The following is a 26,583-nucleotide window of genomic DNA, read 5'->3' on the forward strand; positions in this document are numbered from 1 at the left end:
TAAGATATATAGTTAACATCTTAATAATTAATATGCCAAAATATGTTAATCGCATTGCTGAATCTATTGTATTAAAAGTCTATACTGACAAGAAAAACGCTAAAATTAGAGTATTTTCTAAAACTAAAGATGGAGAAATTGAAAAAACACTTTCAAAGCAGCAAATTGTAGAATTTTTAAACCTATTTACTAATATAAGGAATCACGAAATTGCTATCAGTAAAAATATAGAACGCGGTATCGTTGAAGATATAGAAGGTATACGTAGAGAAAATGCTAGATATGTATATAAAGCACCAGATTTATCCGCTGAAGAACAATATAATAAATTATTTGAAAGTGAAAAAGCTATTCAATTTAATTTGAATACTTTTATGTCAGATAGTATATCTAAAATTGTACAATTAAAAGATAGATTTGAAGAAATTTTAGGTTTTTCTCTCGAAAGAGGGTTATGTCACTCACTAAATTACTTTATTACTTTTCTAAAATTAGAGAACAGGCAAGATTTTGTTCAATTCCTCGAGTCTGATAATATTATATCTGAACAAGATTTTATGAATTATATTGATGGAAAAAAAGAACAAACGATTAAGTTATTGATGATGCAGTTTTTATCGCAATTCTTACCTATTCTTGATGTTCAGAGCATTAAAAAGCGAGAAGGAGATCCATTTTATTCTGATGAGACAATATATGAGCAGTCATATGATGATTTATTTTCAACAAAAGTATGGATAGATACTAACCAAGAACAAATCAAACATGTCTTAAATAATGTGGAAATAGGATGCTACTTAGAATTTAGTTCTTTTTGTTTTACTTATAATAGAGCAGATGTCAAGGGTGCTGGACATTCTATGTTGGTGTATAAAGCAGAGAATGATAAATACATATTTTTTGACTCTAATAAAGGAGTGGTTGGCTTTTGTCCTGATACAGGAGCTGCCAATTTTACATTAGAGGAAGTTTGTAGGGTAATGGAACTTGCTGTAAACCGTTATTCATATGATATGTATATTGAAAATTTTGCAGATTATTGCCAAGTTTATATTATGCTTAGAAATGCAACACTAATGTTAAAGAAAGCCGAAAAGCTTTATGAAACAACAGAAAGAACAAATTCAAAAATAATTGATATATTAGTTGATAAAGGTATGAATAAATTGTTGCTCACACCTGCAAGTCTGTGAACGGACATAACTTGATCTTTTTGGTTATTTACAAAGTATAGACATCAGCTCATCCCATTCTCTTTTACCAATGCCACTTTCTTCTCTAGTAATATTTTCTCCTTTAATTAGCTTGCGAATTATTTCAAGACCATTTTTTGAAATGCAGGCTGATTTTAGGGAATATTCAACAAAAGCATTATAGGCCAGCGGAACCCATTTCTTCACTATGTCCAACATAATTTCTGCATAGACTCTAATTTCATATTGGGCGTGCTTATCAGCTCTAAGCCTTAAAAAGTGAAAAAGGTTGTGTAAATCTATTTTCCAATAAAATTGGGTATAGTAATTAAGTGTTAGATTAGTTCGGGCAATTTCTCTTGCAAGGCCCTGCTCAATAAATTTCTCATAATGAGAATATACTAAATTAGAGTCCTTTGTTAGAGAATCTATTATTTCTTTTGAAGTACTTGAGTCAAAAGCTTCACCGCTGCCTTGTTTATTATTATCAGATTGTTTTGCAACCTGTTCTGGTATATAAAATTCATTATCAAGTATCGAATACCTTCCGGAATATTCATTCACATTTGCAGTTCTATGTCTTATCCACTGTCTTGCAATAAAAATTGGAAGTTTCACGTGAAACTTAATTTCACACATTTCAAATGGAGTTGTATGATGATTTCTCATCAAATATTTTATAAGCGCTTCATCTTGATTTATCTGTTTCGTTCCTTTTCCATAAGAAACGCGAGCAGCTTGAACTATGGCGCTATCAGAGCCCATATAATCAATCACTCGAACAAATCCATGATCTAACACCTTATGTTCTTCGTATAGAATTTCATCTATCTCTTTTACTGTAGTTCGCTTAGTTGTCTCATTCATAATATATTCTCAAGATGAAACAGAGATATCAGCCCCACATGAATTGAGTTTTTCATCCATGGCCTCATATCCTCTCCATAAATGATGTGAGTTATTTATTGTAGTTTCTCCTTTAGCCAACAAAGAAGCAAGCACCAAAGCTGCCGTTGATCTTAAGTCATTAGCATATAGATTAGCTCCAGATAAGCTCTTTATTCCACTTATAGTAGCTTTATTTTTTTCGATGCTGATATTAGCACCTAATTTTCTTAGCTCATTTGCATGTGCAAATCTACTTTCAAAAACGTTCTCTTTAATGATTGATATTCCATCTGCAATGCATATAGCAGACATTAGTTGTGGTTGCATATCGCTGGGAAAGTCGGGATATGGATTTGTTGTAACGTGAGTAGATTTAATAGAGCCATTTTTTCTAGAAATAATAATACCATCGTCACATAACTCAACTCCGGCTCCTATAGTCTTCAATTCATTTGCAATACATTCCATATCAGACAAGTTTACTCCTTCTAACTTTAGCTCGCCGCCGGTAATGACAGCAGCCAAAGCATAAGTACCGGCCTCTATGCGATCTGGTATTATTTTATGCTCACACCCATTTAATGCTTCAACACCTTCTATTGTGATTTTTGTGTTATTAACTTCAATATTGGCACCCATACTCTTCAGAAACTCTATTAAATCAAGAACTTCCGGCTCCGTTGCGGCATTGTTTATTATTGTTACTCCCTCTGCAAGTGTTGCTGCCATTATTATATTTTCTGTTGCACCAACACTCACTTTTTCAAATGTTATTTCTTTGCCTTGCAATTTCCCCTTTGTTGTTGCAGTTATATTACAGCTATCAATTTCAATTTTAGCTCCCATTGCTTCAAGTGCCTTAATATGAATGTCAACAGGACGTTTTCCAATATTACATCCACCAGGAAATACTGTTGAAACTTTACCAAATCTGCTGAGCATTGGACCTAGCATTAAAAAAGATGCTCGCAGTCTGCTTGCAATTTCATGTGATATTAAATAGTTATTGATATTGCTACAGTCAATTTCCAAAGTGTGATTTGCTTTATAGTCTTTATTGCATATAAAATTTACTTCTGCACCAAGACTCTTAAGCAGCTTAGACATCAAATGAACGTCAATTAAATCAGGTACGTTATGCAAAGTTATTGAAGAATTACTAAACAAGCTTGCCGCCATTATTGGTAAGACGGCATTCTTTGAACCATTAATCTTGATTTTTCCAATCAAAGACTTATGGTTACTTCTTACTAATATTTTATGCATTTAATCAAGCGATAGAACTTATCAAGTAAGTATAATAGGTTAGCGGTAAAAGGCAAAGTTTTGCTTTTTCTTCTTCTGTCATTCGAGTAGCTGACACTGGGATCCATTTCTTCATCATCATCAAAATGTTATATTTCAACATTACTTTTATGCTGACCAATTTAACTGGATTCCAGTTTCAGCTACTTGAATAACATTTTCGTAGTCGATTCAAAATAGCATAATTAACTACACCTTTCCAAAGATGAGAGACGCGTTGGTACCACCAAAACCAAATGAATTAGAAAGCGCATATTGAATTTTATGCTCTTGAGCTTTAAGTGGTACAAAATTTAAATCACACCCTTCTGAAGGTTTGTGTAGGTTTAAAGTTGGTGGAACAATTCCATTGTTTAATGCAAGGATACTAAATATTGCTTCAACACTTCCTGCGGCACCAAGTAAATGTCCTATAGAAGATTTAGTCGAGGAAACAGGTATTTTATAGGCATAGTCACCGAATAACTGCTTCATTGCTATTACTTCAACTTTATCCCCAAGTGTTGTTGAAGTTCCATGTGCATTGATATACCCAATTTGACTTGGGCTTACTTGTGCACTCCTTAAAGCAAGTTCCATTGCCTTAAGTGCGCCTCTTCCTTCTGGATGTGGTGCTGTGATGTGGTGCGCATCTCCTGTGAGTCCATATCCAGTGAGTTCTGCATATATTTTTGCTTCCCTTTTTTTTGCATGTTCATATTCTTCCAGAACTAATATACCTGCCCCTTCGCCCATGACAAATCCATCGCGTTCTTCGTCCCATGGCCTTGAGGCCTCTTCAGGATTATCATTGAATTTAGTTGATAGCGCCTTCATCGATGCAAAACCTGCAATTCCAACTCTGCATAACGCACTTTCTGCTCCGCCTGCAATCATAATGTCAGCTTCACCGAGTTTTATAGCTCTTGCTGAGTTTATAATCGCATGCGCACCTGTTGCACATGCAGTTACCGCTGAGTCATTTGGACCTATAAATTCGTATTTAATAGAAATATGACCAGATATCAAATTTATTAGACTTGCAGGAACAAAAAATGGGCTAACACGTCTAGGCCCCTTCTCCTGCATGGTAATTACATTTTCCTGAATTGACGGAAGACCACCTATACCAGAACCAATAGCTACACCTATTCGCTCTTTATTAATATTTTTATTTTCCAAAATTAGTGAATCTTCTACTGCCTGAACAGCAGCTGCAAAGCCGTAGTGAATAAAGCGATCTGTTCTTTTTAGATCTTTCTCAGAAATATAATCTAGCGGATTGAAGTAATTCTCAATATCGTCAGATTGCGTTGGAACTTGCCCTGCAACCCTGCAAGTAAGGTCAGAAGAATCAAATCTGTCTGTACTGATTGCCTTTATGCCAGATTTTCCTTCTATCAGCTTTGACCAGGTGTTATCAACATCTGCTGCTAATGGAGTAATTAAGCCAATACCGGTAACTACTACTCTTCTGCTCATTCAACATCAATTGTTTGCTTTGTTTACTACATATTCAACTATCTGTTCCATAGTTTCCATTTTTTGCGCATCTTCATCAGGAATCTCTATACCAAATTCTTCTTCAGCTGCCATGATTATTTCAACTGCATCTAAACTATCTGTGCCATGATCTGAAAGCTTTGAAGAGTTACCAAATTTCTCTACATCCTTACTGATGTGCTCTAGTATAATCTTCTTTACTTTTTCTTCTATATCTTCCCTAGTGCTTTTTGCTAATTCGCTCATTTCTTACTAAAAAATAACTTATTCTCTGATGTTATAAGAAATTTTGATGTTTGCAATAGCTTTTATGATTATATAAACTATTAAAAACTTCCTATCTCTTAGCACTCGATAGTTAATAAATTTAAAAATGCTAGACGAAACAACAAAAAATTTGCTTGTTGTAGAAGTGAATAAGCTCTTACCTGAAAATAGCGAGAATAAACTTATATCAGCTATGCGTTATGTGCTTCTTGCTCCTGCAAAACATATACGTTCTTTTTTAGTTATAGCATCTTCGTCGATATTCAACATAAAGGTTGAAAAAGCAATAACAGCAGCAGCAGCAATTGAATTTATTCATGCTTACTCCCTCATTCACGATGATCTGCCATGTATGGATAACAGTGACACCCGCAGAGGCCAGCCAAGCTGCCACAAAAAATTTGGTGAAGCAACAGCAGTACTGGCCGGAGATGCATTACTTACTTTGGCTTTTGAGGTATTATCTTTGTTAAATTGTGAGATCATAAAAGTGCTCTCTCAAGCAATAGGAATGAAGGGAATGGTGGGAGGGCAGATTTTAGATATAGGTGCAGATTTTGACAAAATAAAAGAAATTCATTTGATGAAAACTGCAAAACTATTTGCAGCTTCATGTGAAATAGGGGCTATAATAGGAGGCGCTACAGACAAGGAGCGGGAAGCATTATATAACTATGGAATAAATCTAGGGCTTATTTTTCAAGCCAAGGATGATATCGAAGATTATGGGCAAGATAAAACAAACAATTTAATGTCCGTGCTTGGCAAAAATGAAATGGAAAACTATATAGATAGTCTCTTTAAACAGGCCTCAGATAATTTAAGTACGCTTTCAGGTAATACTAATGACTTATGTGATTTATTGAATCAAGTAAAAAAAGATGGTTAGAAAAATTATATTACAAATGTTTATCTCTGTAGTAATGATTCTCACTTTAGCTTCTGCTTTTATAATTACGATTGTTTATATAAACAAAGATAAACCAGAGAAAAGGGAAAAGCTTTACGAAATAAATGCTACACATGGTGGTTTGACACAGATGATAGCAAGTTATTTGGTCAGGCCGATACTTGAATCAGCTCTTGATCGTTATATTGAAAAGCATGGGTTAGCAGAATATTTAGAAGAAATAACACAGCAAAAAGAAGAAGAGATGATAAACTTTTATGAAATTACTGAAGGCAGTGGCAGTAAAGTTTTCTGTGGCCAAGAAGTTCTGCTACAAATGTACAAAGTCTCCAACAACCTAGCAACGCTACTTCCGACTGATGTCAATTTGAAAATAGGTCAGGATTACTTAAAAGAAGTGAGTTTAGGGGTAATAGGTATGAAAGAAGGTGGAGAGCGTGTAGTTACTATTGCCGCTGATGACAACAAAATGAGTTTTAACTCTTATTACATCAAACTGATTGAAGTAAAAGATAAATATCCTGATTCAGTAAGTAACCTAATGATTTTTAATGACTTAATTAACAAAACTGGAAAGCGAGTAAAATGTGGCGATGAGATATCAGTTCAATATAGCATAAAGAGACATAATGGTGAGTATATAATCAAAGATCAAATAGTGCAGTTTAAGGTTGGTGACAAGAAAACACCACTTGCTATAGAACTTGGAGTTGTGGGAATGAGAGCTGGTAATAAAAGAACAGTTCTTTCTCCACCTGACCTTTTAACTGATGTATTAACAAAAGACATAGATTTTGATATTGTAATAATTGATTTAAGCTTGAATTCTACTATTGAAAAATAGCTTAAAGAATTACGAAGTAAGAAAAAATAAAACCTCTTGAATGCTCTATATTACTTAAAGTAGGCTTCCTCTAAAGTATAAATTTAGATAAATCAAGCTGCTTTGAAATTGACTCTAGTTTATCTTTTACATATTTGCTATCTATAACAAATTTTTCACTATTTTTTTCAGAAGCGATAAAACTTATTTCATCCAAAAGCTTCTCCATGACAGTATGAAGTCTTCTTGCACCTATATTTTCCACTTCTCTATTAACTGTAAATGCTATTTCAGCTATAGTCTCTATACCATCATCAGTAAACTCAAGTGTTACATTTTCCGTTTTCATTAAAGCTATATACTGTTTTAACAAACTAGATTCTGGTTCCTTTAATATTTTTATTAGATCCTCTTGAGTAAGCGCCTTAAGTTCCACTCTAATTGGCAATCTACCCTGTAATTCTGGTAAAAGATCAGATGGCTTAGATAAATGAAAAGCACCAGATGCAATAAATAATATATAGTCTGTTTTTACGGGGCCATACTTAGTTGAAACAGTTGTTCCCTCAAGTAATGGTAACAGATCGCGCTGCACTCCTTCTCTGTTGACTTCACCTTTTATTTCTGTACGTGCTGCAATTTTATCTATTTCATCTAAAAACACTATGCCTTCATTGCTAACAAGATCAATCGCTTCTTTGATTATCTTGTCTTCATCCATTAACCTTTCGCTTTCTTCGTTAATCAATATTTCACGTGCTTCTTTCACTTTAACTGTAATAGTTTTTGTTTTTTTGCTCCCATTAAACATCTTACCCACTATTTCTGTTACGTTCATCACGCCAATTTGCCCACCTGGCATACCAGGTATATCAAAAGTGGGTAGCATACCCTTGCTCTCCCTGACGTTAATAGAAACTTCTCCATCTTCAAATTCCTTATTTCTCACTCTTTCTCTGAAAACTTTTTTGCTTTCCTCGGTTGCATCTTCACCAACCATGGAGTTGACTATTATCTTTTCAGCCAAACCTAAAGCTTTTTTAGTTAAGGCTTTACGTGCTTTTTCCTTAACTAAAACTATTGCTGCGTCAACTAGATCACGTATTATCGAGTCAACATCACGTCCAACATATCCTATTTCGGTAAATTTCGTTGCTTCAACTTTTATAAAAGGTGCACCAGCAAGCTTTGCTAAACGTCGAGCTATTTCAGTTTTGCCAACTCCTGTATGGCCTATCATGAGTATATTCTTAGGTATAATCTCTTCACGTAGTGGAAGTGGGACTTTATTTCGACGCCAACGATTTCTGAGTGCAATAGCAACAGCGCGCTTTGCATCATTCTGCCCAATTATAAATCTGTCTAATTCTTTAACTATCTTCTGTGGTGGTAGATCATCTAATAAAGCTTGTGAGCTTTGAATGCTGGTACTTCCTGTACCTTCATTTTCATAGAGGCTATTTTTCTCATTACAGTCATCATTATTATCAAATTGACCTACTACAGATTGACCAGAAGAATTGGTACACAAAGTTCTTGACATATTACTCCTTTATTTTTTCAATAATTAGATTATGGTTTGTATAAACACATATATCGGCAGCTATCTTCATAGCCTTTTTTGCAATCTCCTCTATTGATATTCCTTCAACGTCAATCAAAGCTTTTGCTGCAGATAAAGCAAAATTTCCTCCAGAGCCAATGGCTGCAATGCCATCTTCAGGTTCAAGAACATCACCCGTTCCTGTAATGACCAATGAAATGGACTTGTCTGCCACGATCATCATAGCTTCTAATTTTCTTAGATATTTATCCATTCTCCAGTCTTTTGCAAGTTCAACACATGCCCTCATTAACTGTCCTGGGTGCTTATCAAGTTTAGATTCTAGCCTTTCGAAGAGAGTAAATGCATCAGCTGTTGCTCCAGCAAAACCGGCAATTACGGAATCACCAGAAAGACGCCTAACTTTTTTTGCTCCAGATTTTATAACGGTATGGCCTAGCGAGACTTGCCCATCACCTATTACTACTACATTTTTGTCTCTTCTAATTGACAGTATAGTAGTACCATACATTTTACTGCTGTCATGATGAATCATTTTTTTGTTATTTTAATTCGTTATATTATATTAAGATTATAACTTATAATATAGTACTTTTCTTATAACATTTAAAGTGTAGATGCAAAACATAATTCATCCAAATCTGGAAAAAGATATAAATAATTGGTTCAAAACAAAATTTAATGGTTTTACATTACCATTTTATAGCTCCATAGATCTTAGGAATTCAGGCTGCAAAATTGCTCCAGTAGACGCTAATTTATTTCCTGCAGGTTTCAACAATCTAAGTGAGACATCAAGAGCAACAGCAGCAAAACTAATAAAAAGTTATTTTGAAACAAAACAATATAAAAAGACTCTTATAATACCGGAGAATTACACACGAAATAAAATGTATATAGAAAACGTATTTGTTATAGAGAAAGTACTGCAACTCGCAGGTTTTGAAACTAGAATTGGCCTCTTTCATAATGAAACGTACAATTTAATAGAACAGTATGAAACTGTTGTGAAAGAAAACTCTTTGCTGAAGACAACTTCAGGATTTGTGCCTGATGTTATTATACTGAACCGTGATATGACTAGCCACATTCCAGACACACTAGAAAACGTAAAACAAGAGATAGTGCCAAGTCCATTATATGGCTGGCACAGTAGGCAGAAATTTCAATATTTTGAAATCTATCAAAAATTAGTGTCCGAATTTTGTGGCGAATTTAAAATGGATCCATGGCTTATTTCTGTGCTTACAGAAAGCTGTAATGGAGTTGACTTTAATGATGATTCATCACTAGGAGCAGTAGCGACTAAAGTTGACCAAATATTATCTCTAGTGCAAAAAAAATATGAGGAATATGAAATAAAAACACAACCTTACGTTTTTATCAAAGCAAGCAATGGCACATATGGAATGGGCATTATAACAGCAACAAGTGGAAAGGAAATATTAAATCTCAATAAAAAAAAGCGTCATAAAATGAAAAAGATAAAAGAAGGAATAGCAATCAATAGTGTTATTATACAAGAAGGTGTACCAACTATTGACATATTTAAAAGTAGTTCTGCAGAACCGCTAATATACTATATAGGAGATACTCCAACATGTTACTTATACCGATGTAATAGCAGGAAAGATGTATATTCTAGCTTGAATTCCACTGACTGTGAATTTTATGATATCAGCCAAGAAAATAAAACTTTGCCACTTTGGAATATTGTTAGCAAATTAGCAGTGCTAGCATTGGCAGTAGAAATTAAGTCTTTTCATCTCGAATAATTAATTTCTACAATGCTGCCATTATGCTGAATATGGTGAGCGTCATCAAGTCCAGTAGAAGGATCAGTACCATTATTAGGTTGATTGACAAACTTATCGATGTTTGATACTAGATATGCTATACTTAGTATCAAACTAACCGTAACAGTTAAGTTGAAATTATAGATTATGCCACCACCCAAGTCTATCGGTATAGTTGCAATTTCCATTCTTTTTAATATGAAGCTTAACAAGCCCAATGACAAAGTGAATGTGCTAAACATAACATTCTTCTTGCATTTAGCAAGCTCAGCTTCACATTTCGTAAGTTCGTCATCACCCTTTTTGTATTTTTTACATGCTTCTTGATATTTTTTATGCACTTCCTTATATTCTTCGCACTTATAATAACAGCTTACGAATTCTGAAAATAGAAATAGAACTGCTGATGTTAAGCTAATATAACTTATTACATCCTTGTTGTTTCTAGCTAAGAAATGAATGATTTTTGCCTGCATCAATATTCCTATGATACAGCTTGCCAAGTACGCTGAGTTACCTACAACCTGTATTGGTTTTTCAGGTTTATTTTCCTCTTCACCATTCGCAGGTTTCTTAGATTTATATCCAGCTAAATTGAGACCAAAATGAAGAGCAAATATTATTGATGTTGGTAGTTTTATGAACTTAGAAATATCTAATATAGTACAAATATTGGATCTGTTGTTATCAATAAACTCGCAACAGAATTGCAATGAAATTTTACACAATATGCCTGTTAAACCTACTGCAATACAATACATCTTTCTAATATCATGATTGTGAACATCATGTATACTTTCTATAAATGTATTTGGCTTACCTTTTGGCATAAGTAGATAATAAAATAATAACTTTTTAATATTATACTATAAAAATCTAAAAAGAAAAGTGCTATAAATCAGTACTTTGAGAGTGATCTAAACATAAATCGGCCAAGCACTTGATAAATAAGAGATCAGTACTGAGAGTTGGTACGCGAAAGTAATATCCGTCTTTGATAATTGCTTTATACTCTATATCAAGTTCAACCAGTGTTTCAGAATGCTCAGAAACAAAAGATATAGGTGATAAAACTACAGGTATATTATCGTCTTTCGCGCGTGATAGCTCACTTTCAGTGCTAGGCTCCAACCATTTTACAGGGCCAACCTTACTCTGATAACATATTCCCCAATCAAGATCTTCAATATTCAATTTTTTTACTATTAATTTTACTGTTTTTTCTATCTGTGAAGCGTAAGGGTCGCCTTTTTTAATGATACTAAGAGGTAAGCTATGAGCCGAGAATAGGACTCTTGGCTTACCGATTTTGCTAGCTAATTTATAATATTTAGACGTCAGATTAACATGAGCTTCAATAAAGTCTTCATTGTCATAATAATGGTGAATTGTTTTTGTGTTACATTCCAGTTTGGCATTTTTTTGCCAATTCTCGATGGATGATAGAGTTGTGGTGGTTGAATATTGCGGATATAGTGGTAACAGAATGATTTCGTCAGGGTCGAATTGCTTTACGCTTTTAACAACTTCATCAGCAAATGGATGCCAATAACGCATGCAGATGAATATCTTATATACATGGTTTCCATTTTCATTTAATTTTAGTTCTAAAGCATCAGCTTGTGCTTTCGTATTCTCCAAGATTGGCGATTTACCTCCAATGTGCTCGTATATTTCTTGTGCAGTACTTTCTCGCCTTTTGGAGATAAACTTTGCTAAAAGGAAGCGAAAAGGATTTGGTAGATTTATTATTCTTTTATCGTAAAAAAGATTAAATAAGAAAGGACGGACCGCACTTAGTGAATCAGGTCCGCCTAGGTTAAATAAGATTACTGCCTTCTTCACTGACAGCACCTTTCTTCAGGTTTGCCTATAAAATCAGCTACACACTCATCAAGTTTAGTTACAGGCACTAAATTTCTTACACTGGCATACAATAGATGAGCAGATCTCTTCATGTTACTCTGTGTAGATGCAAAGCCTCTATCGAAAACCACATCAACACAAAAACTTGGCACTGCTTCAAGAAGTTCAACAGCAGCCAAAGATATCATTATGCAGCTTTGTAGAGCCTTCAGAAAAATCGTAAGGGGGAAAAGTAAAACCTTAACAAAAAGAGAGGGAGGACTTTCATTCATTAGTTGTCCTGGATTAGGAGAATTATATTCAATATGCTGTCTGTTTTTATCAAAGATAGGAAATTTTATAGTGTCTTTCTTAAATTCCTGCTCTATTTGTTCCTCGGTATAATTTTCATTATTAGTCATTTTTTTCAATAACTTTTCACGCAAGTAAAAGGTTCTCACAACAAAACATGTTGCAACCATCAGTGCAGCACATATAAGTGCGCACTCGATAAGGCTTATGTTGCCTACCATAGCTGGTAATACAAAGCAAAAAAACAGCGGTATGGCAATCATTTCACCAAATGGAACAACGTTCCTTTTCATCCCAAAAGCGGCACCTTCTTTTAATTTTGTATTATTGTGTAAGCTATACTCTAAATAACTCAAAAATGCCAAATTAAAAGTTAAAAATCCTTTTGTCCCACAAAAAATTGATGACTTGAATTGATTAACCCATTCTTTAGCAGTAAGTGTAGTTTCAATTGATTGTTTAACATTAGGATCGACTGGTTTGTTGTTTTTTTTATTACAACACCCCATAAAACACCTCCTTGATGGTTTATTCTTAACTATAAGTGAAAAATTGCTTTTATCAAATTAAAGTTTATAATAAAATAAATCTATAAATATACGATCTTAATATAAGGGAATGATATGGCAATTGAGAGAACACTTTCGATATTAAAACCTGATGCAGTAAAAAATAATATTACAGGCAGTATAAATTCTTACATTGAAAAATCTGGACTAAAAATTATAGCACAAAGAATGATGCTGCTGACAAAAAAACAAGCAGAGCTGTTTTATGAAATTCATAAGGATAGGCCTTTTTTTGAAGAGTTGGTGGAATTTATGACTTCTGGGTCTGTGATAGTTCAAGTTTTCATTGGTGAAAATGCAGTCAGTAAATACAGACAAATCATGGGTGCTACAGATCCAAAACAGGCAGATAAAGGTACAATTAGGGGTGATTTTGCTAATGATATTAGTGAAAATAGAGTGCATGGTTCTGATAGTCTAGAGAATGCTCGTAGGGAAATAGCTTTCTTTTTTGCTGAGTGTGAATTGGTGTAGTTTTACTTTTCTATACATAATTAAACTTTCTGAATTTTATGTTGAGCTGTGAAATATTAGCTCGATTTTTAGTTATGAAGGAAAAGCTTTCTAATACATAGTATAGATAATATTTAAATGGGTCATGTTGTTAATGCTTATAATAGATCTGAAGCTTCTATAGTTAGAGGAGAAGGAGTATATCTCTTCGATAAGGATGGTAAAAAATATTTAGATTTTGCTGCAGGAATTTCTACAACCTCTCTAGGGCATTGTCATCCATACATTACAGATAAACTGAAGGAACAACTGGATTCATTGTGGCACTGCTCTAATATTTTTACTATTCCTCAGCAGGAAAGGCTTGCTCAGCGTTTAACAGAACTTACCTTTGCCGATAAAGTTTTTTTCTGCTCAAGTGGACTTGAAGCAACAGAAGCTGCAATTAAATTTATTCGCCGTTATTTTTACTTAAATGGACAAGAAAAGCGCAATCGAATTATTACAATTGAAGGAGGTTTTCATGGCCGCAGTATTGCTGCAATTTCTGCTGGAGGAAATGAAAAATCACGCGAAGGCTTTGCTCCGCTCCTTTCTGGTTTTGATAAAGTTCCAAGAAATAACATTGAAGCATTAGAAAAGAAAATCAATAGCGAAACAGCTGCCATATTTTTAGAGCCCATACAAAGTGAAAGCGGAGTACATCCATTGGACGTAGAGTATCTTAAAAAAGTAAGAGAGATAACAAAAGCTCAAGGAATAATTTTATGCTTTGATGAAGTGCAATGCGGATATGGAAGGATTGGCTCTCTATTTTACTATCAAAATATAGGAGTTGAACCTGATATGCTCACTTGTGCGAAGGCTATGGGTAATGGATTTCCTCTGGCTGCATGTTTAGTAAAAGATTATATAGCAGAAGCAATCACTCCAGGAACTCATGGGTCAACTTATGGAGGTAATCCACTTGCCATGACTGTTGGTAATGCAGTACTCGATGTAATGCTAAAGGAAGGCTTTTTTGACCATGTTAAGAAGGTCAGTAAATATCTAAAAGAAAAGTTGTTGCCTTTGACTGAAGAATTTCCGAAGATCGTTTCAGAAGTTCGTGGGGAGGGTTTATTGATAGGGATAGAGCTTAGATTACCTTTGGCTGATAAAATTGTTAAACAATCTCTTGACAAAGGCTTAATAATGACTAAAATTTTAAATAATAGAGTAATAAGAATAACTCCTCCACTTGTTGTTGAGAATATGCATGTGAATGCAGTGTGTGATATATTTCATGATTTATTTTTTTATATTAAAGATATATAGACTTGCAAATGCTTCTTACAACATATAAAATCAACTCTGTTTCTATATCGCAATAACATCATACTTTAATGGATTGGTTATTGATTTCAGTATTATCAGCAATTTTTTTCTTATTGATTTTATCGTTTTTGTTTTCAGGAGCAGAAATAGGATTAACTTCAATTAGCCGCTCCCGAGTTAATAAACTAAAGCTAGATGGAAATAAAAGAGCTAAGATAATAGACCGCTTATTGAATACAAAAGAATTAACAATAGGAACAATACTACTGTGCAATACAATTATTAACATTACTTGTTCCGCTTTATTTACAGCAATATTTATAAATTTCTTTGAAAGTGAGGGCATCTTTTTCTCAACAGCTATGATGACGTTTTGTATTTTGCTGTTTTGCGAGGTGTTACCAAAAACTTACGCCATGCAAAATCCTGAAAAATTTACATTACTTTCTACTTATTTTATGCTGTTTTTTGTCAAGATTCTTTCTCCATTGACATTAGGCATTCAGTTTATTGTCAATCTCATTCTGAAGTTATGTGGGCTTCATAAGAATAGGGAGGTAATATCTGCAGCAGATGCAATGCGTAATATGATTACTCTTCATCGCAGTGAAGGAACTATGTTACAACAGGATTTAGATATGCTAAGTAGTATACTTGATTTGGCTGAGACGGAGATATCGCAAATTATTACCCACAGGAGAAACTTATTTTCTCTTGATATAGATCGAAACAAAGAAGAGTTAATAAAAGAGATTTTGACTAGTAGTCATAGTAGGGTACCTTTATGGCAAAAAGAACCAGATAACGTTGTCGGAGTGGTTCACGTAAAAAATCTAATAAATGCCTTACGTGAAAAGGGTGATAAAATAGATATTACCCAAGTTATGTCAAAGCCTTGGTTTATACCAGAAAGTACACCGCTTAGTGTGCAACTTCACAACTTTCGTAAAAATAGGAAACACCTTGCATTTGTTATTGATGAGTACGGAGCCCTTCAGGGAATTGTTACTCTTGAGGACATACTGGAAGAAATAGTTGGAGAAATTTCAGATGAACATGATTTGATCACAGAGAATTTTATAAAAAAGATATCCGATAATATGTATCACATAGAAGGAAAATCTACTATTAGGGATATTAATAGACAGTTACATTGGGATCTTCCTGATGAAGAAGCTACAACTCTAGCAGGTATGATTGTAAACGAAATAGAGCGCATTCCTGAAGAAAATGAAGAGTTTTCCATGTACGGTTTTTACTTTAAGATTTTAAAAAAAGATAAAAATATTATTACTATGATTGAAGTACAAGTAAAAACTGATAATACTGTAGTAGCAATTAATTAGTTGGGTTCTATGGAAGATACAGTAAAAATAACGGCTGAAGATTTGAAGAGCTATATAGAGAGAATCGAAAAACTTGAACAAGAAAAGAGGGATGTGCAAGATCACATTCGTGATGTATATGCAAAAGCTGCAGATGAAGGTTGGGATATAAAAGTGATGAAACAGATTATTAGGCTAAGAAAGATGGATGATGATGACAGGGAGGAACAGGAAATATTACTTGATACCTACAAACGTGCATTGGGAATGAATTACGAAGGTGAATAGTAGGATTGTAATTGGAATAAGTGGAGCATCTGGTTCTATTTACGGTGTACGGATTCTAGAGGCACTAAAAAATACCAATCATGAAACTCATTTAGTGATCAGCAGTGCTGGAAAAATAACTATAGCTCATGAGATTAAAGAAAAACTTGAAGATATTACATCACTTGCAGACTTTTACTATTCTGAAGAAAAAATAGGAGAAAAAATAGCAAGCGGCTCATTTAAAACCTCAGGGATGGTTATTGCTCCATGTTCTATGAAAACAATGTCTGAAATAGCATCGGGAGTAACCTCCAATCTATTAACAAGGGCTGCAGATGTAACTCTAAAAGAAAGAAGAAAATTAGTTCTTATGGTGCGAGAATCTCCACTACATCTTGGACATCTCCGAAATATGTTAAAACTAACGGAGATGGGAGCAATTATTGCTCCGTCGATGCCTGCTTTTTACATTAAACCAAAATCTTTGGATGATATTGTAAATCATTCTGTTGGTAAAGCATTGAATTTATTTGATATTGCATTACCTGATTTCAAGGAGTGGCAAGGAAATGTCAATTATTATTAACGGTAAAAAAATAGCAAATGATCTCTGTGAGGAGCTATCAAAAAAAATTGATATTTTAAAGAAAGAGTATAATGTTTTTCCTTGCTTAAAAGTAATCCTCGTAGGTAGCAATCCAGCAAGTCAGGTCTATGTTCGTAATAAACAAAAAAAAGCAGAATCAATAGGCATAAGTTCTGAAACTATTGTTTTGCCTGATAGTATCTCAGAAGACGAATTGATTGAAAAAGTTAATACATTAAATGAAGATTCATCTGTGCATGGAATTTTAGTGCAGTTACCTTTACCAAAGCACATCAGTGCAAGCAGAATAATTAATACAGTAAGTGTTGAAAAAGATGTAGATGGCTTTCATGATGAAAATGTTGGCAGGTTAGTTAAAGGTGAAAAAAATTGTCTGATACCTTGTACTCCCAAAGGTTCTTTGTATTTAATTAAGTCAGTTGAAAATAATCTGTCCGGTAAAAATGCGGTAATCATTGGCAGATCAAATATTGTGGGTAAGCCAATGTTTCACCTATTGTTGCAAGAAAATTGCACTGTTACCATCTTGCATTCACAAAGTAGGGATTTAGCTGATTATTGCTCTAAGGCGGATATAGTAGTTGCAGCAGTTGGAAAGCCAAATTTTGTTCAACCAGATTGGATAAAAAAAGGTGCAATAGTGATTGATGTTGGCATAAATAGCATTAACATAGGAAGTCAAAGTAAGCTTGTGGGTGATGTTGACTTTGAGGGAGTAAAAGAAAAAGTCAAAGCTATTACTCCAGTGCCTGGTGGAGTTGGCCCGATGACAATAGCATTTCTTATGATAAACACTGTAGTTGCTGCTTGCTTACAGCGGGAAGTTGATCCTTCTGATTTTATTGCTTAAGGTTTAGCTTAATGTTAGCATAAACAGAATACCTTTGCAAATAGCACATATATAGCACCGAGCATACAACTGTGTATAAGGATTCAAAGTGTTCATAGCTTAAAAATTATAACGTATACCTATTTCTATGATTGCATCTGGTTTTTTCATCGGTGGTTTAAAGCCACTTAATTGACCACTTGCAGCAATAGCAACTGTGCCAACTATCTGCGGAATAATTTCACAATCAACACCTAACTTTACTTTATAGGAAATAGCACTCAGTATTTTATCTAGTGTTTCATTTTGAGATGTATCTGCATTACCAAGACCAAAAGATGGTAATATTCGAATATATCCACCTATTCCTATACTAGCATATAATTTAATAGGATCAATTTCAAGATCAGGATAGTAAAGGTAATTTGCCAATAAACTAGCTCCTACTTTTCTTTTTGCTTTATCAGTTATATCACTTATGTCAGCAAGAACCTCAAGTTCAAACTTAGAATTTTTGTTATGATGATAACCAAAGACAACGTTAGGGTTCAATTTAAAGCTTTCACCCCATCGAGTCCCAAAGTTTAAACCTACATAGTAATGATCTTCGTACTGGTCTTCATATCGATCTTCGTATTGATCTTCATAATGATCTTTGTACTGGTCTTCATACCGATCTTTGTACTGATCCTCTAACTCACTTGTACCATTACTAGCTGTACTTGCTAAAGCAATCAACACAGCGAACACTTTCATCGTTCTCATATAATTCATACACATTACTTCCTTAAAACAGACTGGAATAAGTGTTCAAACATGCTAGCAGCAAGTTTTGAGCATTGCTTGTGGTTACACCTAAACATTAAAAATGTACTCAATGTTATCCAGCATTAAAAATTATAGCGTACTCCTACTTCCAGCATCATATCCGGTACTGCCACTGTTTTTACACCACTCAGTTGCCCGCCTACGGTTAAAGCAGCTGTACCAACTATCTGTGGAGCAATTTCATAATCAACACCAACCTTCAGTTTGTACGAAATAGCACCCAGTATTTTATCTAGTGTTTCAGTGCCAACAATCTCAAAAGGATATACTTGTAGATGTCCTCCTAAACCTCCACTGACATATAGTTTCACAGGATCAATGTCAACGTCAGGATAATAACGGTAATTTGCTAATAAACTAGCTCCCATTTTCTTTACTTTATCTTCTTGTGTTGGTTTTCCATCTGCATCTACAACTTTACCTCCAAACATATCACTTACGTCGGTGAGAATCTCAAGTTCAAACTTAGAGCTTTTATCATAATTATAACCAAAAACTAAGCCAGGTTTTATTTTTAATCCAGCACCCCATCCACCACCAAAGTTTAAACCTGCGTAATACTGCTCTTTTGCACTATTACTAGCTACTTTATTACTAGCTGCACCTGCTAGAGATGAAGTGAGCAAAACAGCTAAAACACACAATCCTTTTATTTTCATATAACTACCCATACAAAAAAATATATAATGCACAAGTATATATCCTTTATATTAAAAAAGATATAACCTCATATCAAAAAAAGTATACCTACGAAATTAGCGACATGCTACTCAAAATTTTTATATAACTATGTTTACTATCTTATTTGGTACAGCATATATAGTGCGAATTTTGCTTTGATCGATTTTGTTAGATACAGAATCTGTTGCTATTTTCTTCAATTTTTCTTGAGGTAAATCAGTTGCCACTTCAATGGTCGCACGTAACTTTCCATTGATCTGCACTGCTACAGTCACCATATTATCAATTAGTAGTGATTCATCAGCTTTTGGCCAAGGCTTTAGATATAGCATACCTTCGCCTCCTATTTCTTGCCATAAATTTTCAGCCAGGTGTGGCATGAATGGCTCAATTACTCTGATTAGTATGCATATACCTTCATCAATAAGAGATTTTCCAGTTTTTACGTCTATTTCAGCTATTAAATTTGTCATTTCACGAAACTTTGCTACCACACAGTTTAATCTGCAGTTTTCCAAGTCATCTGTAAGTCCTTGCAATAGTTTATGGATTTTTTTTCTGTACTCTAGGAGTTTACCTACAATGTTTTCATTATCATAGTGTATGTTTACGGGCCTAAGTTGCACTACCATACGCCACAATTTATTTATGTAGCGAAAACAACCTTCCACTCCATCATCAGACCATTCCATATCTTTTTCCGGAGGAGTGTCAGATAATACAAACAAACGAGCAGTATCAGCACCGTATTTTTCTATGATAAAGTTTGGGTCAACTGTGTTCTTTTTCGACTTGCTCATCTTTTCGACTTTTCCAACTTGGATCTTAGTACCCTTCGCAATCAACTCTTTTGCTTCTTCGGGAAAGAGCCATTTGCCATTCTCATCTTTATAAGTTATATGGCAGACCATTCCTTGAGTGATTAAAGTAGAGAAAGGCTCTTTAACGTCAAAATAGCCACATTTAGTTAAAGCACGGCAGAAAAACCTTGAGTAAAGCAAATGTAGAATTGCATGTTCTATTCCACCTATGTAATAATCAACAGGCATAAAACGATTACAAGTATCTTTATTAATCGATTTATTTTCACTGCAAAATGCAGCAAAATACCAAGAAGATTCAAAAAAAGTGTCAAATGTATCAGTTTCACGTTCTGCTTGCTTTCCGCACTTTGGACAATCAACAAATTTCCAGGTTGGGTGCTTATCCAGGGGATTACCACCACTTGTAAATTCTACATCCGTTGGTAGAACAACAGGGAGGTCTTTTTCTGGAACTGGAACAATTCCACAATCTTTACAATATATAACAGGTATAGGACATCCCCAATAACGTTGCCTTGAAATTCCCCAATCATGCAAACGGTAGTTTACTGTTTTTTTGCTTATTCCTTTTTCTTCAAGCTTTTTAATGATTACTTCCTTTGCCTCATTAATCATTAGTCCGTTTAAGAATTCAGAATTGAACATCACTCCATCACCGCAGTACGGTTCTTTTAAGATCTCTGTGGTCTTTGTGCTCTCTTCACAAACTAGAGGAATAATCGGTAAACCATACTTCTGTGCAAATTCAAAATCACGCTGATCATGTGCAGGGCAACCAAAAATCGCACCTTCTCCATACTCCATCAACACAAAATTCGCTATGTACAGTGGCAATTCTTTATCAAGAAATGGATGTTTGACATTTAATCTTGTGTAAATCCCGATTTTTTCATCATTCTCCCCCTTTGCCTTCACACTGTCGATAAAGCCTTGTATGTCTTCGTCCTTAAGATCTCGCACAATAGGATGCTCTGATGCTATTGCAAGAAAAGAAGCTCCAAATAAAGCATGAGGACAAACTGTAAAAACCTTTAATTTCTTATTCGAGCCGACTATTTCAAACTCTATAGTTACCCCTTCAGATTTTCCTATCCAACGCTCTTGCATTGTTTTCACTTTCTCTGGCCAATTTTTTAAATTTTGCGAGCAATGAAGTAAATCTTCAGCAAAATCAGTAATCTTTAAAAACCACTGAGATAACTTACGTTTTTCAACAACTGCACCTGATCGCCATCCTTTTCCATCAACCACTTGCTCATTTGCAAGCACTGTTTGGTCCACTGGATCCCAATTAACCCACGACTCTTTTCGATAGGCAAGACCATGCTTTAAAAAATCCAGAAAAAATTTCTGTTCGTGTTTGTAATAATCAGCCTCACATGTGGAGAGCTCACGATCCCAATTGTATGAAAGACCTATAGATTTTAGCTGCGCGCGCATATTATCTATATTATCTTTTGTCCATGCTGCAGGGTTAATGTTATTGTCCCTTGCTGCATTTTCAGCTGGTAATCCAAACGCATCCCAGCCAATTGGGTGCAAAACCTCAAATCCACGAGCTCTCTTGTAACGTGCTATAACATCTCCTATTGCATAGTTACGCAGGTGCCCCATATGAATCTTACCAGATGGATATGGAAACATTTCCAACACGTAACATTTCTTCTTTTTACTATCTTTGCTTACAGAAAAATCCCACTTATTTTGGTAGAATTTTTCAACGTTTTTAAAATCATATTTCATAAATTCAATCACAGTTTATATGTACTAAAGGATCGACTGCTTGACCATTATGCCTTATTGTGAAACACATCTGCGGATCTTTATCTTGTGTGCTTGATTTACCTGCAGATCCAATTACTTGACCTTGTTTTACTTTATCACCAATTTCAACTTGTATGTTTTTTAAGTAGGAGTACATAGTCATGTAATTATCTTTATGTTCCACTATAATTAAATTTCCGTACCACCTCAGGCCTTTGCCTACGTATATCACTTTGCCAGGTGCAGAAGCAATAACCTTTGTTCCACCTTGAGCAGTAATTTTTATGCCATCTTGACATATTTTATCAGAAGAGGTAACTGCACCTTTAACCGGTATTACAAATTTACACATGCTTTGTGCATTATTGTTATATACCTTATCTACGAAGGCTTTTCTACTTTCTTTTTGCAGCGAGGAATCAACATTTTCTTTAATCAAATGATACTCCCTTGTGTACTCTAGGTCTCTTTTTCCATAAAATTCTTCGCCTTTAAGTAGTACAGGTGCAGGTTTTTGCAGGCCACAGCTTATCAGTATTGCTGATAATATAAAGAACAAGGCTATACGACACATAAACTTATCTCTAGATAGATCAACTTTCACAAAACTTTATAGTATTTTTCGTCTATTTATTACTTTCTTCATTTATTTTATCAGTCAAATATTCTCTTAAATCAGTAAGCTCTTGCAATAAATTCCTTGAATCATGATCAATTTTTACATCGTTGCCACATTCCTTTTGTACTCCTTTTATTGTATATCCTCTATCATATAGCATATATTTTATTTTCTTTATTGCCTCTATACACTTGTGATCATATAGTCTTCTTCCCTTACGTTTTATGGGTTTAATTTGATGAAATTGACTTTCCCAGAATCTTAAAACATGCTGCTCCAAATGTAGTTCTTCAGCTACTTCTCCAATTGTGTAAAATAATTTTTCCTTATTCATCGGTTGTTTATTAATTTCTTCATCATTTTTGAAGGTCTAAAAGAAATTGATTTTCTCGCTTTAATTACTACCCTTTCCGATGTCTTTGGTATATTTCCTGGTCTTTCTTTCTTGTTTTTAACCAAAAATGTTCCAAATGAAGATATTTTTACTATCCCATCCTTTGCTAAGCTCGTTTTTATCTCATCCAATATATCATCTATTATTGCAATAGAGTCTTCTTTCGATAATCCAATTTTCTGGTTTATACATTCAGCTATTGTTGCCTTAGTTACTGTTGTGTCTTTTGTTGTCATAATTTATTATAGTATGTTAATATAATATAACAGTCGACTCAAGATTCAGCTACTTTATTTTTATAGTATGTTTCTTTTGTAGCATAATTAAAAATACTAGCAAATGTTAACATTGCAAATATTGTGAAAAGCGCCATTTGATGATCTGAAAAAAGTGCTAAAATTGACACTAAAATTCCACTCATAACAAACATAAATCCATTGATAATGGATGATGATGTGCTAATATACTTCTGCTCAACAATCTCACTGCCAACAGTAAAATTAAGCATATGTCCGCCTGCAAAAAAACCAAACATTAACATACAAAAGTATATAATATGAACTGTTAAATTGCCGTATAGTAAAATAATAACTGAAATACCTTGCAATATGGCAAAAGCAGAGATTACGTGCCTTCTATTTTTAAATAGATTTGAGATTAAATCTGCAATTGGAGCACCAACTGCAAGACCAAGCCACAATATTGCAGTTGCCACACCTAACTCCATTGTATTTAGTTCTAAGTTGCTTAGTAACCTTGGTGCCCACAGCATATTAAGCGCTAAAAATGTTCCAAAAGTGATAGCACCCACTATTGAAGTTATCCAGATATCTCTTAATTTTAGCACCGTTAGTATAGAACATATTACTGTTTTTATAGAGCTTTTTATTGTGTATTCCCCCAAATTTTTTTTTGAAAGTCCTTTCGGATAAAAAAACATAAGTACAAATATCGATACGCCAAATAATATTACGCATACAATAAGATTTTTCCAATCTGCACCTTCGGCAAGCAAGCTAGAGAAGCACATTTGAATCATCAAAGCAGAAAGACTTGAAATTGTCTGCACTAGTGAGAACATCAGTCCAAATTGAGTAAGGGGAAAATATGTGCTACTTACATGAGCAGCGCCAATAAAACCAAACGATGCTCCAATTGCGATCAAAAATTGAGATAAAATTAAATGGGCAAAATTGTCACTCTTGATAAGGACAAAAAAACCAAAGAGCATGATTGACAATGAGAAAAAATAAATTTTTTTGCTGGAAAGAACATTAAACATTGCCCCACTAAAAAATTGTGAGATAGCAAAAGTCCAAGTATATGCTGAATTAGCTAGTGCAACTTGCGCGATTGTGAGCCCAAGTTCTTTTTCAAGATTCACGCTTATAAAGGTGTAGATTATCTGCATATTGCTGAATACAACAATCAAGTTACTAATTAGCCAAATGAACCAAGCTTTATTTTCCATAAGATTTTTTATAAATAGTCCATTGATAATAAACCTCTTTTAGGCTCTGATTATTGTTAAAACAGTTGCAATTATAGTATGATATAAAAGCTATGAAACAACAAATTTGTTGTGAGATTTAATTTGTTAGAGTCTGTACATAATCTCAAGAAAGAAATAAGTTCAACAATCATTACCTATAAGATAAAAGGTGAAAATTTGAAATTATCATGAACTGGCTCATTTTTCTGCCACTTAGATGATGTTTTTTCAAATTGTTGATAAATCAAAGTCAGTTTAGCTATTAATTATTCATCTTTTTTCTAATTATGCAGTGGATCTATTATTAAACCTTTCAATAATACCTTTTATTTTTGCCGCCTCTTCAAACTCTAAATTTTCAGCATGCTTCAACATTTGCTTTTTCAAACTGTTTAGATCATTCTTACTAAAATTCTCAACTACCACTTTTTCCTGTAAAGTATTTGATATAGGCTTTATTATAGTTTTTGGTACAATATTATTCAGTGTATTATGCTCTGTCTGTTTCTTTCTTCTCCTTTTAGTTTCTTTCAGTGCACGATCCATAGAATTAGTAATTTTGTCTGCATATAAAATTACTCTGCCTTCAACATTGCGTGCAGCACGACCTATCGTTTGAATGAGCGAAGTCTCTGATCGTAAAAACCCTTCTTTGTCAGCATCTAAAATTGCAACCAGCCCACACTCGGGAATATCAAGACCTTCCCGCAACAAGTTCACGCCAACAAGAACATCTATTTCTTTAGATCTTAATTTGCATATAATTTCAATTCTTTCCAGTGCACCAATATCTGAATGTAGGTAAGTTACTTTCATACTGAGCTCACTCATATGCTCAGCTAGCTTTTCAGCCATTTTTTTTGTCAATGTGGTAATTAGAATACAAAACCCTTTTTTTATCGTCACTTGTGCCTCATGAATCACATCATCAACCTGACTCTCTGTTGGTTTTATGGTGCAGATGGGATCTGTCAGTCCTGTTGGGCGGATAACTTGCTCTATAAATGCGTGGTTAGTCTTTTCTAACTCATATTTTCCTGGAGTAGCCGAAATGTAAATGGTCTGGGGCCGTATTGCCTCCCATTCTTCAAACTTTAATGGACGGTTATCGAAAGCAGAAGGGAGCCTAAAACCATAATCTATCAACTTCTTTTTACGTGCTTCATTACCACTATACATTGCACCTATCTGGGGAACGGTTACATGGCTTTCATCAACAAATAAAATTACATCTTTAGGTAAATACTCAAACAATGTAGGCGGTGGATCCCCAGCTTTCATTCCGTAAAGATAGCGCGAATAATTTTCAATACCTTTACACACTCCCGTTGCCATCATCATTTCAATATCAAAATTAGTACGCTGCTCAAGTCGCTTTGCTTCGACGATTTTGTTCTGTGAATAGTAATAATCCAAGCGTTCATGCAGTTCTTTTTTGATCATCTGGATCGCCTGCAATAGAGTTTCACGTGATGTAGTGTAATAGCTATTTGGAAAAATGGTGACTTTATCTATGCGTCTGATAATATTGCCGTTCATGGCATCAATCTCAGAAATTTCCTCTATTTCATCACCAAACAATGATAAACGCCAAGCTTTATTTTCATAATAGGCAGGAAATATATCAATAATATCGCCGCGCACTCTGAAATATCCTCGCTCAAATCTGACATCAGAACGCTTATATTGAAGATTAGCCAAATTATTCAGGAAATCATTAACATTAATCTTATCTCCAGCACTTAAAGTTAAGGCCATGCTGAGATAGCTCTCAGGCGAACCAAGACCATATATACAAGAAACACTGGCAACTACAATTGTGTCCCTACGCTCCAAAAGAGAGCATACAGCAGAATAACGTAGCATATCAATTCTTTCATTTATTAAAGAGTCTTTTTCAATATAAGTGTCTGTTTGTGGCGAATAAGCCTCAGGCTGATAATAATCATAATAAGAAATGAAGTATCCAACAGCATTGTGGGGGAAAAATCCTCTCATCTCCTCATAAAGCTGCGCCGCTAAAGTTTTATTATGCGCCATAATTAGTGCAGGCCTATTTGTTCTTGCGATAACATTTGCCATAGTAAAAGTTTTTCCAGAGCCAGTAACTCCAAGCAAAACCTGATCTCTTTTGTTGTTATTTAGCCCTTCAACTAAACTATCTATTGCCTGTGGTTGATCTCCAGCTGGCTGGAAATGTGTAACTATTTGAAATTCCATGCCTTT

Annotated in this window: 28 protein-coding genes; 10 read left to right on the forward strand and 18 right to left on the reverse strand. The window is 34.3% G+C overall.

Annotated elements, in window-relative coordinates; genetic code table 11:
• The first annotated feature begins 32 nt into the window (after positions 1-32).
• Positions 33-1,193 carry a hypothetical protein gene (locus HGO49_RS03040; protein ID WP_017532242.1) on the forward strand — a complete coding sequence of 387 codons (1,161 nt, stop codon included), beginning with the start codon at positions 33-35 and terminating at the stop codon, positions 1,191-1,193.
• Between the two features lie 24 nt (positions 1,194-1,217).
• Here HGO49_RS03040 and thyX read toward each other — a convergent pair whose 3' ends face one another.
• From thyX to acpP, 5 genes are all read right to left on the reverse strand, one after another.
• A complete protein-coding gene (gene thyX / locus HGO49_RS03045; RefSeq protein ID WP_017532241.1) occupies positions 1,218-2,060 on the reverse strand; it encodes an FAD-dependent thymidylate synthase in 843 nt (280 codons plus the stop codon).
• Between the two features lie 9 nt (positions 2,061-2,069).
• Positions 2,070-3,347 (reverse strand): UDP-N-acetylglucosamine 1-carboxyvinyltransferase, encoded by a 1,278-nt coding sequence (murA, locus tag HGO49_RS03050; RefSeq protein ID WP_017532240.1) that lies wholly within the window; start codon positions 3,345-3,347, stop codon positions 2,070-2,072.
• A gap of 4 nt (positions 3,348-3,351) precedes the next feature.
• Entirely contained in the window at positions 3,352-3,489 is a 138-nt protein-coding gene (locus HGO49_RS03055; RefSeq protein ID WP_160142699.1) for a hypothetical protein, read from the reverse strand.
• Between the two features lie 86 nt (positions 3,490-3,575).
• Positions 3,576-4,847 carry a beta-ketoacyl-ACP synthase II gene (fabF, locus tag HGO49_RS03060; RefSeq protein ID WP_017532239.1) on the reverse strand — a complete coding sequence of 424 codons (1,272 nt, stop codon included), beginning with the start codon at positions 4,845-4,847 and terminating at the stop codon, positions 3,576-3,578.
• Between the two features lie 6 nt (positions 4,848-4,853).
• The gene (acpP, locus tag HGO49_RS03065) at positions 4,854-5,114 is read right to left on the reverse strand and encodes an acyl carrier protein (protein WP_017532238.1); all 261 of its coding nucleotides are present in this window, start codon (positions 5,112-5,114) and stop codon (positions 4,854-4,856) included.
• Between the two features lie 127 nt (positions 5,115-5,241).
• Here acpP and HGO49_RS03070 point away from each other — a divergent pair, with 127 nt between their 5' ends.
• Positions 5,242-6,024: a polyprenyl synthetase family protein gene (locus HGO49_RS03070; RefSeq protein ID WP_017532237.1), complete on the forward strand. Its 783-nt coding sequence runs from the start codon at positions 5,242-5,244 to the stop codon at positions 6,022-6,024.
• Entirely contained in the window at positions 6,017-6,889 is an 873-nt protein-coding gene (locus tag HGO49_RS03075) for an FKBP-type peptidyl-prolyl cis-trans isomerase (RefSeq protein ID WP_017532236.1), read from the forward strand. The genes HGO49_RS03070 and HGO49_RS03075 overlap by 8 nt, the downstream gene beginning before the upstream one ends.
• Positions 6,890-6,959: 70 nt before the next feature.
• Here the strand turns inward: HGO49_RS03075 and hslU are convergent, their stop codons facing one another.
• Positions 6,960-8,411, reverse strand: coding sequence for an ATP-dependent protease ATPase subunit HslU (hslU, locus tag HGO49_RS03080; RefSeq protein ID WP_017532235.1), 1,452 nt, complete (start codon positions 8,409-8,411; stop codon positions 6,960-6,962).
• 1 nt (position 8,412) lies between these two features.
• Positions 8,413-8,967 carry an ATP-dependent protease subunit HslV gene (gene hslV / locus HGO49_RS03085; RefSeq protein ID WP_026092657.1) on the reverse strand — a complete coding sequence of 185 codons (555 nt, stop codon included), beginning with the start codon at positions 8,965-8,967 and terminating at the stop codon, positions 8,413-8,415.
• Between the two features lie 82 nt (positions 8,968-9,049).
• Between hslV and gshA the strand changes: the two genes are divergently transcribed.
• Entirely contained in the window at positions 9,050-10,207 is a 1,158-nt protein-coding gene (gshA, locus tag HGO49_RS03090; RefSeq protein ID WP_017532233.1) for a glutamate--cysteine ligase, read from the forward strand.
• Here gshA and HGO49_RS03095 read toward each other — a convergent pair.
• The 3 genes from HGO49_RS03095 to HGO49_RS03105 form a co-directional block, all read right to left on the reverse strand.
• Positions 10,195-11,058 (reverse strand): hypothetical protein, encoded by an 864-nt coding sequence (locus HGO49_RS03095; RefSeq protein ID WP_007302168.1) that lies wholly within the window; start codon positions 11,056-11,058, stop codon positions 10,195-10,197. The two genes, gshA and HGO49_RS03095, sit on opposite strands and share 13 nt — an antisense overlap.
• 61 nt (positions 11,059-11,119) lie before the next feature.
• Entirely contained in the window at positions 11,120-12,073 is a 954-nt protein-coding gene (gene hemH, locus HGO49_RS03100; RefSeq protein WP_007302167.1) for a ferrochelatase, read from the reverse strand.
• Positions 12,070-12,894 carry a hypothetical protein gene (locus tag HGO49_RS03105; RefSeq protein WP_017532232.1) on the reverse strand — a complete coding sequence of 275 codons (825 nt, stop codon included), beginning with the start codon at positions 12,892-12,894 and terminating at the stop codon, positions 12,070-12,072. Before HGO49_RS03105 ends, hemH begins: the two co-directional genes overlap by 4 nt.
• Positions 12,895-13,008: 114 nt before the next feature.
• Between HGO49_RS03105 and ndk the strand changes: the two genes are divergently transcribed.
• From ndk to folD, 6 genes are all read left to right on the forward strand, one after another.
• Complete coding sequence (gene ndk, locus HGO49_RS03110) at positions 13,009-13,428, forward strand: nucleoside-diphosphate kinase (protein WP_017532231.1); 420 nt, start codon at positions 13,009-13,011, stop codon at positions 13,426-13,428.
• A gap of 117 nt (positions 13,429-13,545) precedes the next feature.
• Complete coding sequence (locus HGO49_RS03115; RefSeq protein WP_017532230.1) at positions 13,546-14,724, forward strand: aspartate aminotransferase family protein; 1,179 nt, start codon at positions 13,546-13,548, stop codon at positions 14,722-14,724.
• Positions 14,725-14,792: 68 nt separating this feature from the next.
• On the forward strand, positions 14,793-16,070 hold the full coding sequence (locus HGO49_RS03120) for an HlyC/CorC family transporter (protein ID WP_026092656.1): 1,278 nt from the start codon (positions 14,793-14,795) through the stop codon (positions 16,068-16,070).
• 9 nt (positions 16,071-16,079) lie between these two features.
• Positions 16,080-16,337: a DUF2312 domain-containing protein gene (locus tag HGO49_RS03125; protein WP_006014634.1), complete on the forward strand. Its 258-nt coding sequence runs from the start codon at positions 16,080-16,082 to the stop codon at positions 16,335-16,337.
• Positions 16,330-16,905, forward strand: coding sequence for a UbiX family flavin prenyltransferase (locus tag HGO49_RS03130; protein WP_017532227.1), 576 nt, complete (start codon positions 16,330-16,332; stop codon positions 16,903-16,905). Before HGO49_RS03125 ends, HGO49_RS03130 begins: the two co-directional genes overlap by 8 nt.
• Positions 16,889-17,776 (forward strand): bifunctional methylenetetrahydrofolate dehydrogenase/methenyltetrahydrofolate cyclohydrolase FolD, encoded by an 888-nt coding sequence (gene folD, locus HGO49_RS03135; protein ID WP_017532226.1) that lies wholly within the window; start codon positions 16,889-16,891, stop codon positions 17,774-17,776. The genes HGO49_RS03130 and folD overlap by 17 nt, the downstream gene beginning before the upstream one ends.
• Positions 17,777-17,875: 99 nt before the next feature.
• Here the strand turns inward: folD and HGO49_RS03140 are convergent, their stop codons facing one another.
• The 8 genes from HGO49_RS03140 to uvrB all read right to left on the reverse strand — a co-directional run bounded on the left by HGO49_RS03140 (position 17,876) and on the right by uvrB (position 26,577).
• Entirely contained in the window at positions 17,876-18,535 is a 660-nt protein-coding gene (locus tag HGO49_RS03140; protein WP_040754723.1) for a hypothetical protein, read from the reverse strand.
• 110 nt (positions 18,536-18,645) lie between these two features.
• Positions 18,646-19,242, reverse strand: coding sequence for a membrane protein (locus tag HGO49_RS03145; protein ID WP_026092655.1), 597 nt, complete (start codon positions 19,240-19,242; stop codon positions 18,646-18,648).
• 120 nt (positions 19,243-19,362) lie between these two features.
• On the reverse strand, positions 19,363-21,831 hold the full coding sequence (gene leuS / locus HGO49_RS03150) for a leucine--tRNA ligase (RefSeq protein ID WP_026092654.1): 2,469 nt from the start codon (positions 21,829-21,831) through the stop codon (positions 19,363-19,365).
• 4 nt (positions 21,832-21,835) lie between these two features.
• Entirely contained in the window at positions 21,836-22,426 is a 591-nt protein-coding gene (locus HGO49_RS03155; protein ID WP_026092653.1) for a murein hydrolase activator EnvC family protein, read from the reverse strand.
• A gap of 52 nt (positions 22,427-22,478) precedes the next feature.
• Positions 22,479-22,805 carry a MerR family transcriptional regulator gene (locus HGO49_RS03160; RefSeq protein WP_017532221.1) on the reverse strand — a complete coding sequence of 109 codons (327 nt, stop codon included), beginning with the start codon at positions 22,803-22,805 and terminating at the stop codon, positions 22,479-22,481.
• The gene (locus HGO49_RS03165; RefSeq protein WP_017532220.1) at positions 22,802-23,101 is read right to left on the reverse strand and encodes an integration host factor subunit alpha; all 300 of its coding nucleotides are present in this window, start codon (positions 23,099-23,101) and stop codon (positions 22,802-22,804) included. Before HGO49_RS03165 ends, HGO49_RS03160 begins: the two co-directional genes overlap by 4 nt.
• Before the next feature lie 38 nt (positions 23,102-23,139).
• Entirely contained in the window at positions 23,140-24,336 is a 1,197-nt protein-coding gene (locus HGO49_RS03170; RefSeq protein ID WP_017532219.1) for an MFS transporter, read from the reverse strand.
• A gap of 306 nt (positions 24,337-24,642) precedes the next feature.
• A complete protein-coding gene (uvrB, locus tag HGO49_RS03175) occupies positions 24,643-26,577 on the reverse strand; it encodes an excinuclease ABC subunit UvrB (RefSeq protein ID WP_017532218.1) in 1,935 nt (644 codons plus the stop codon).
• Between the last annotated feature and the right edge of the window lie 6 nt (positions 26,578-26,583).

The organism is Wolbachia endosymbiont of Diaphorina citri (genome assembly GCF_013096535.2).
GTDB lineage: Bacteria > Pseudomonadota > Alphaproteobacteria > Rickettsiales > Anaplasmataceae > Wolbachia.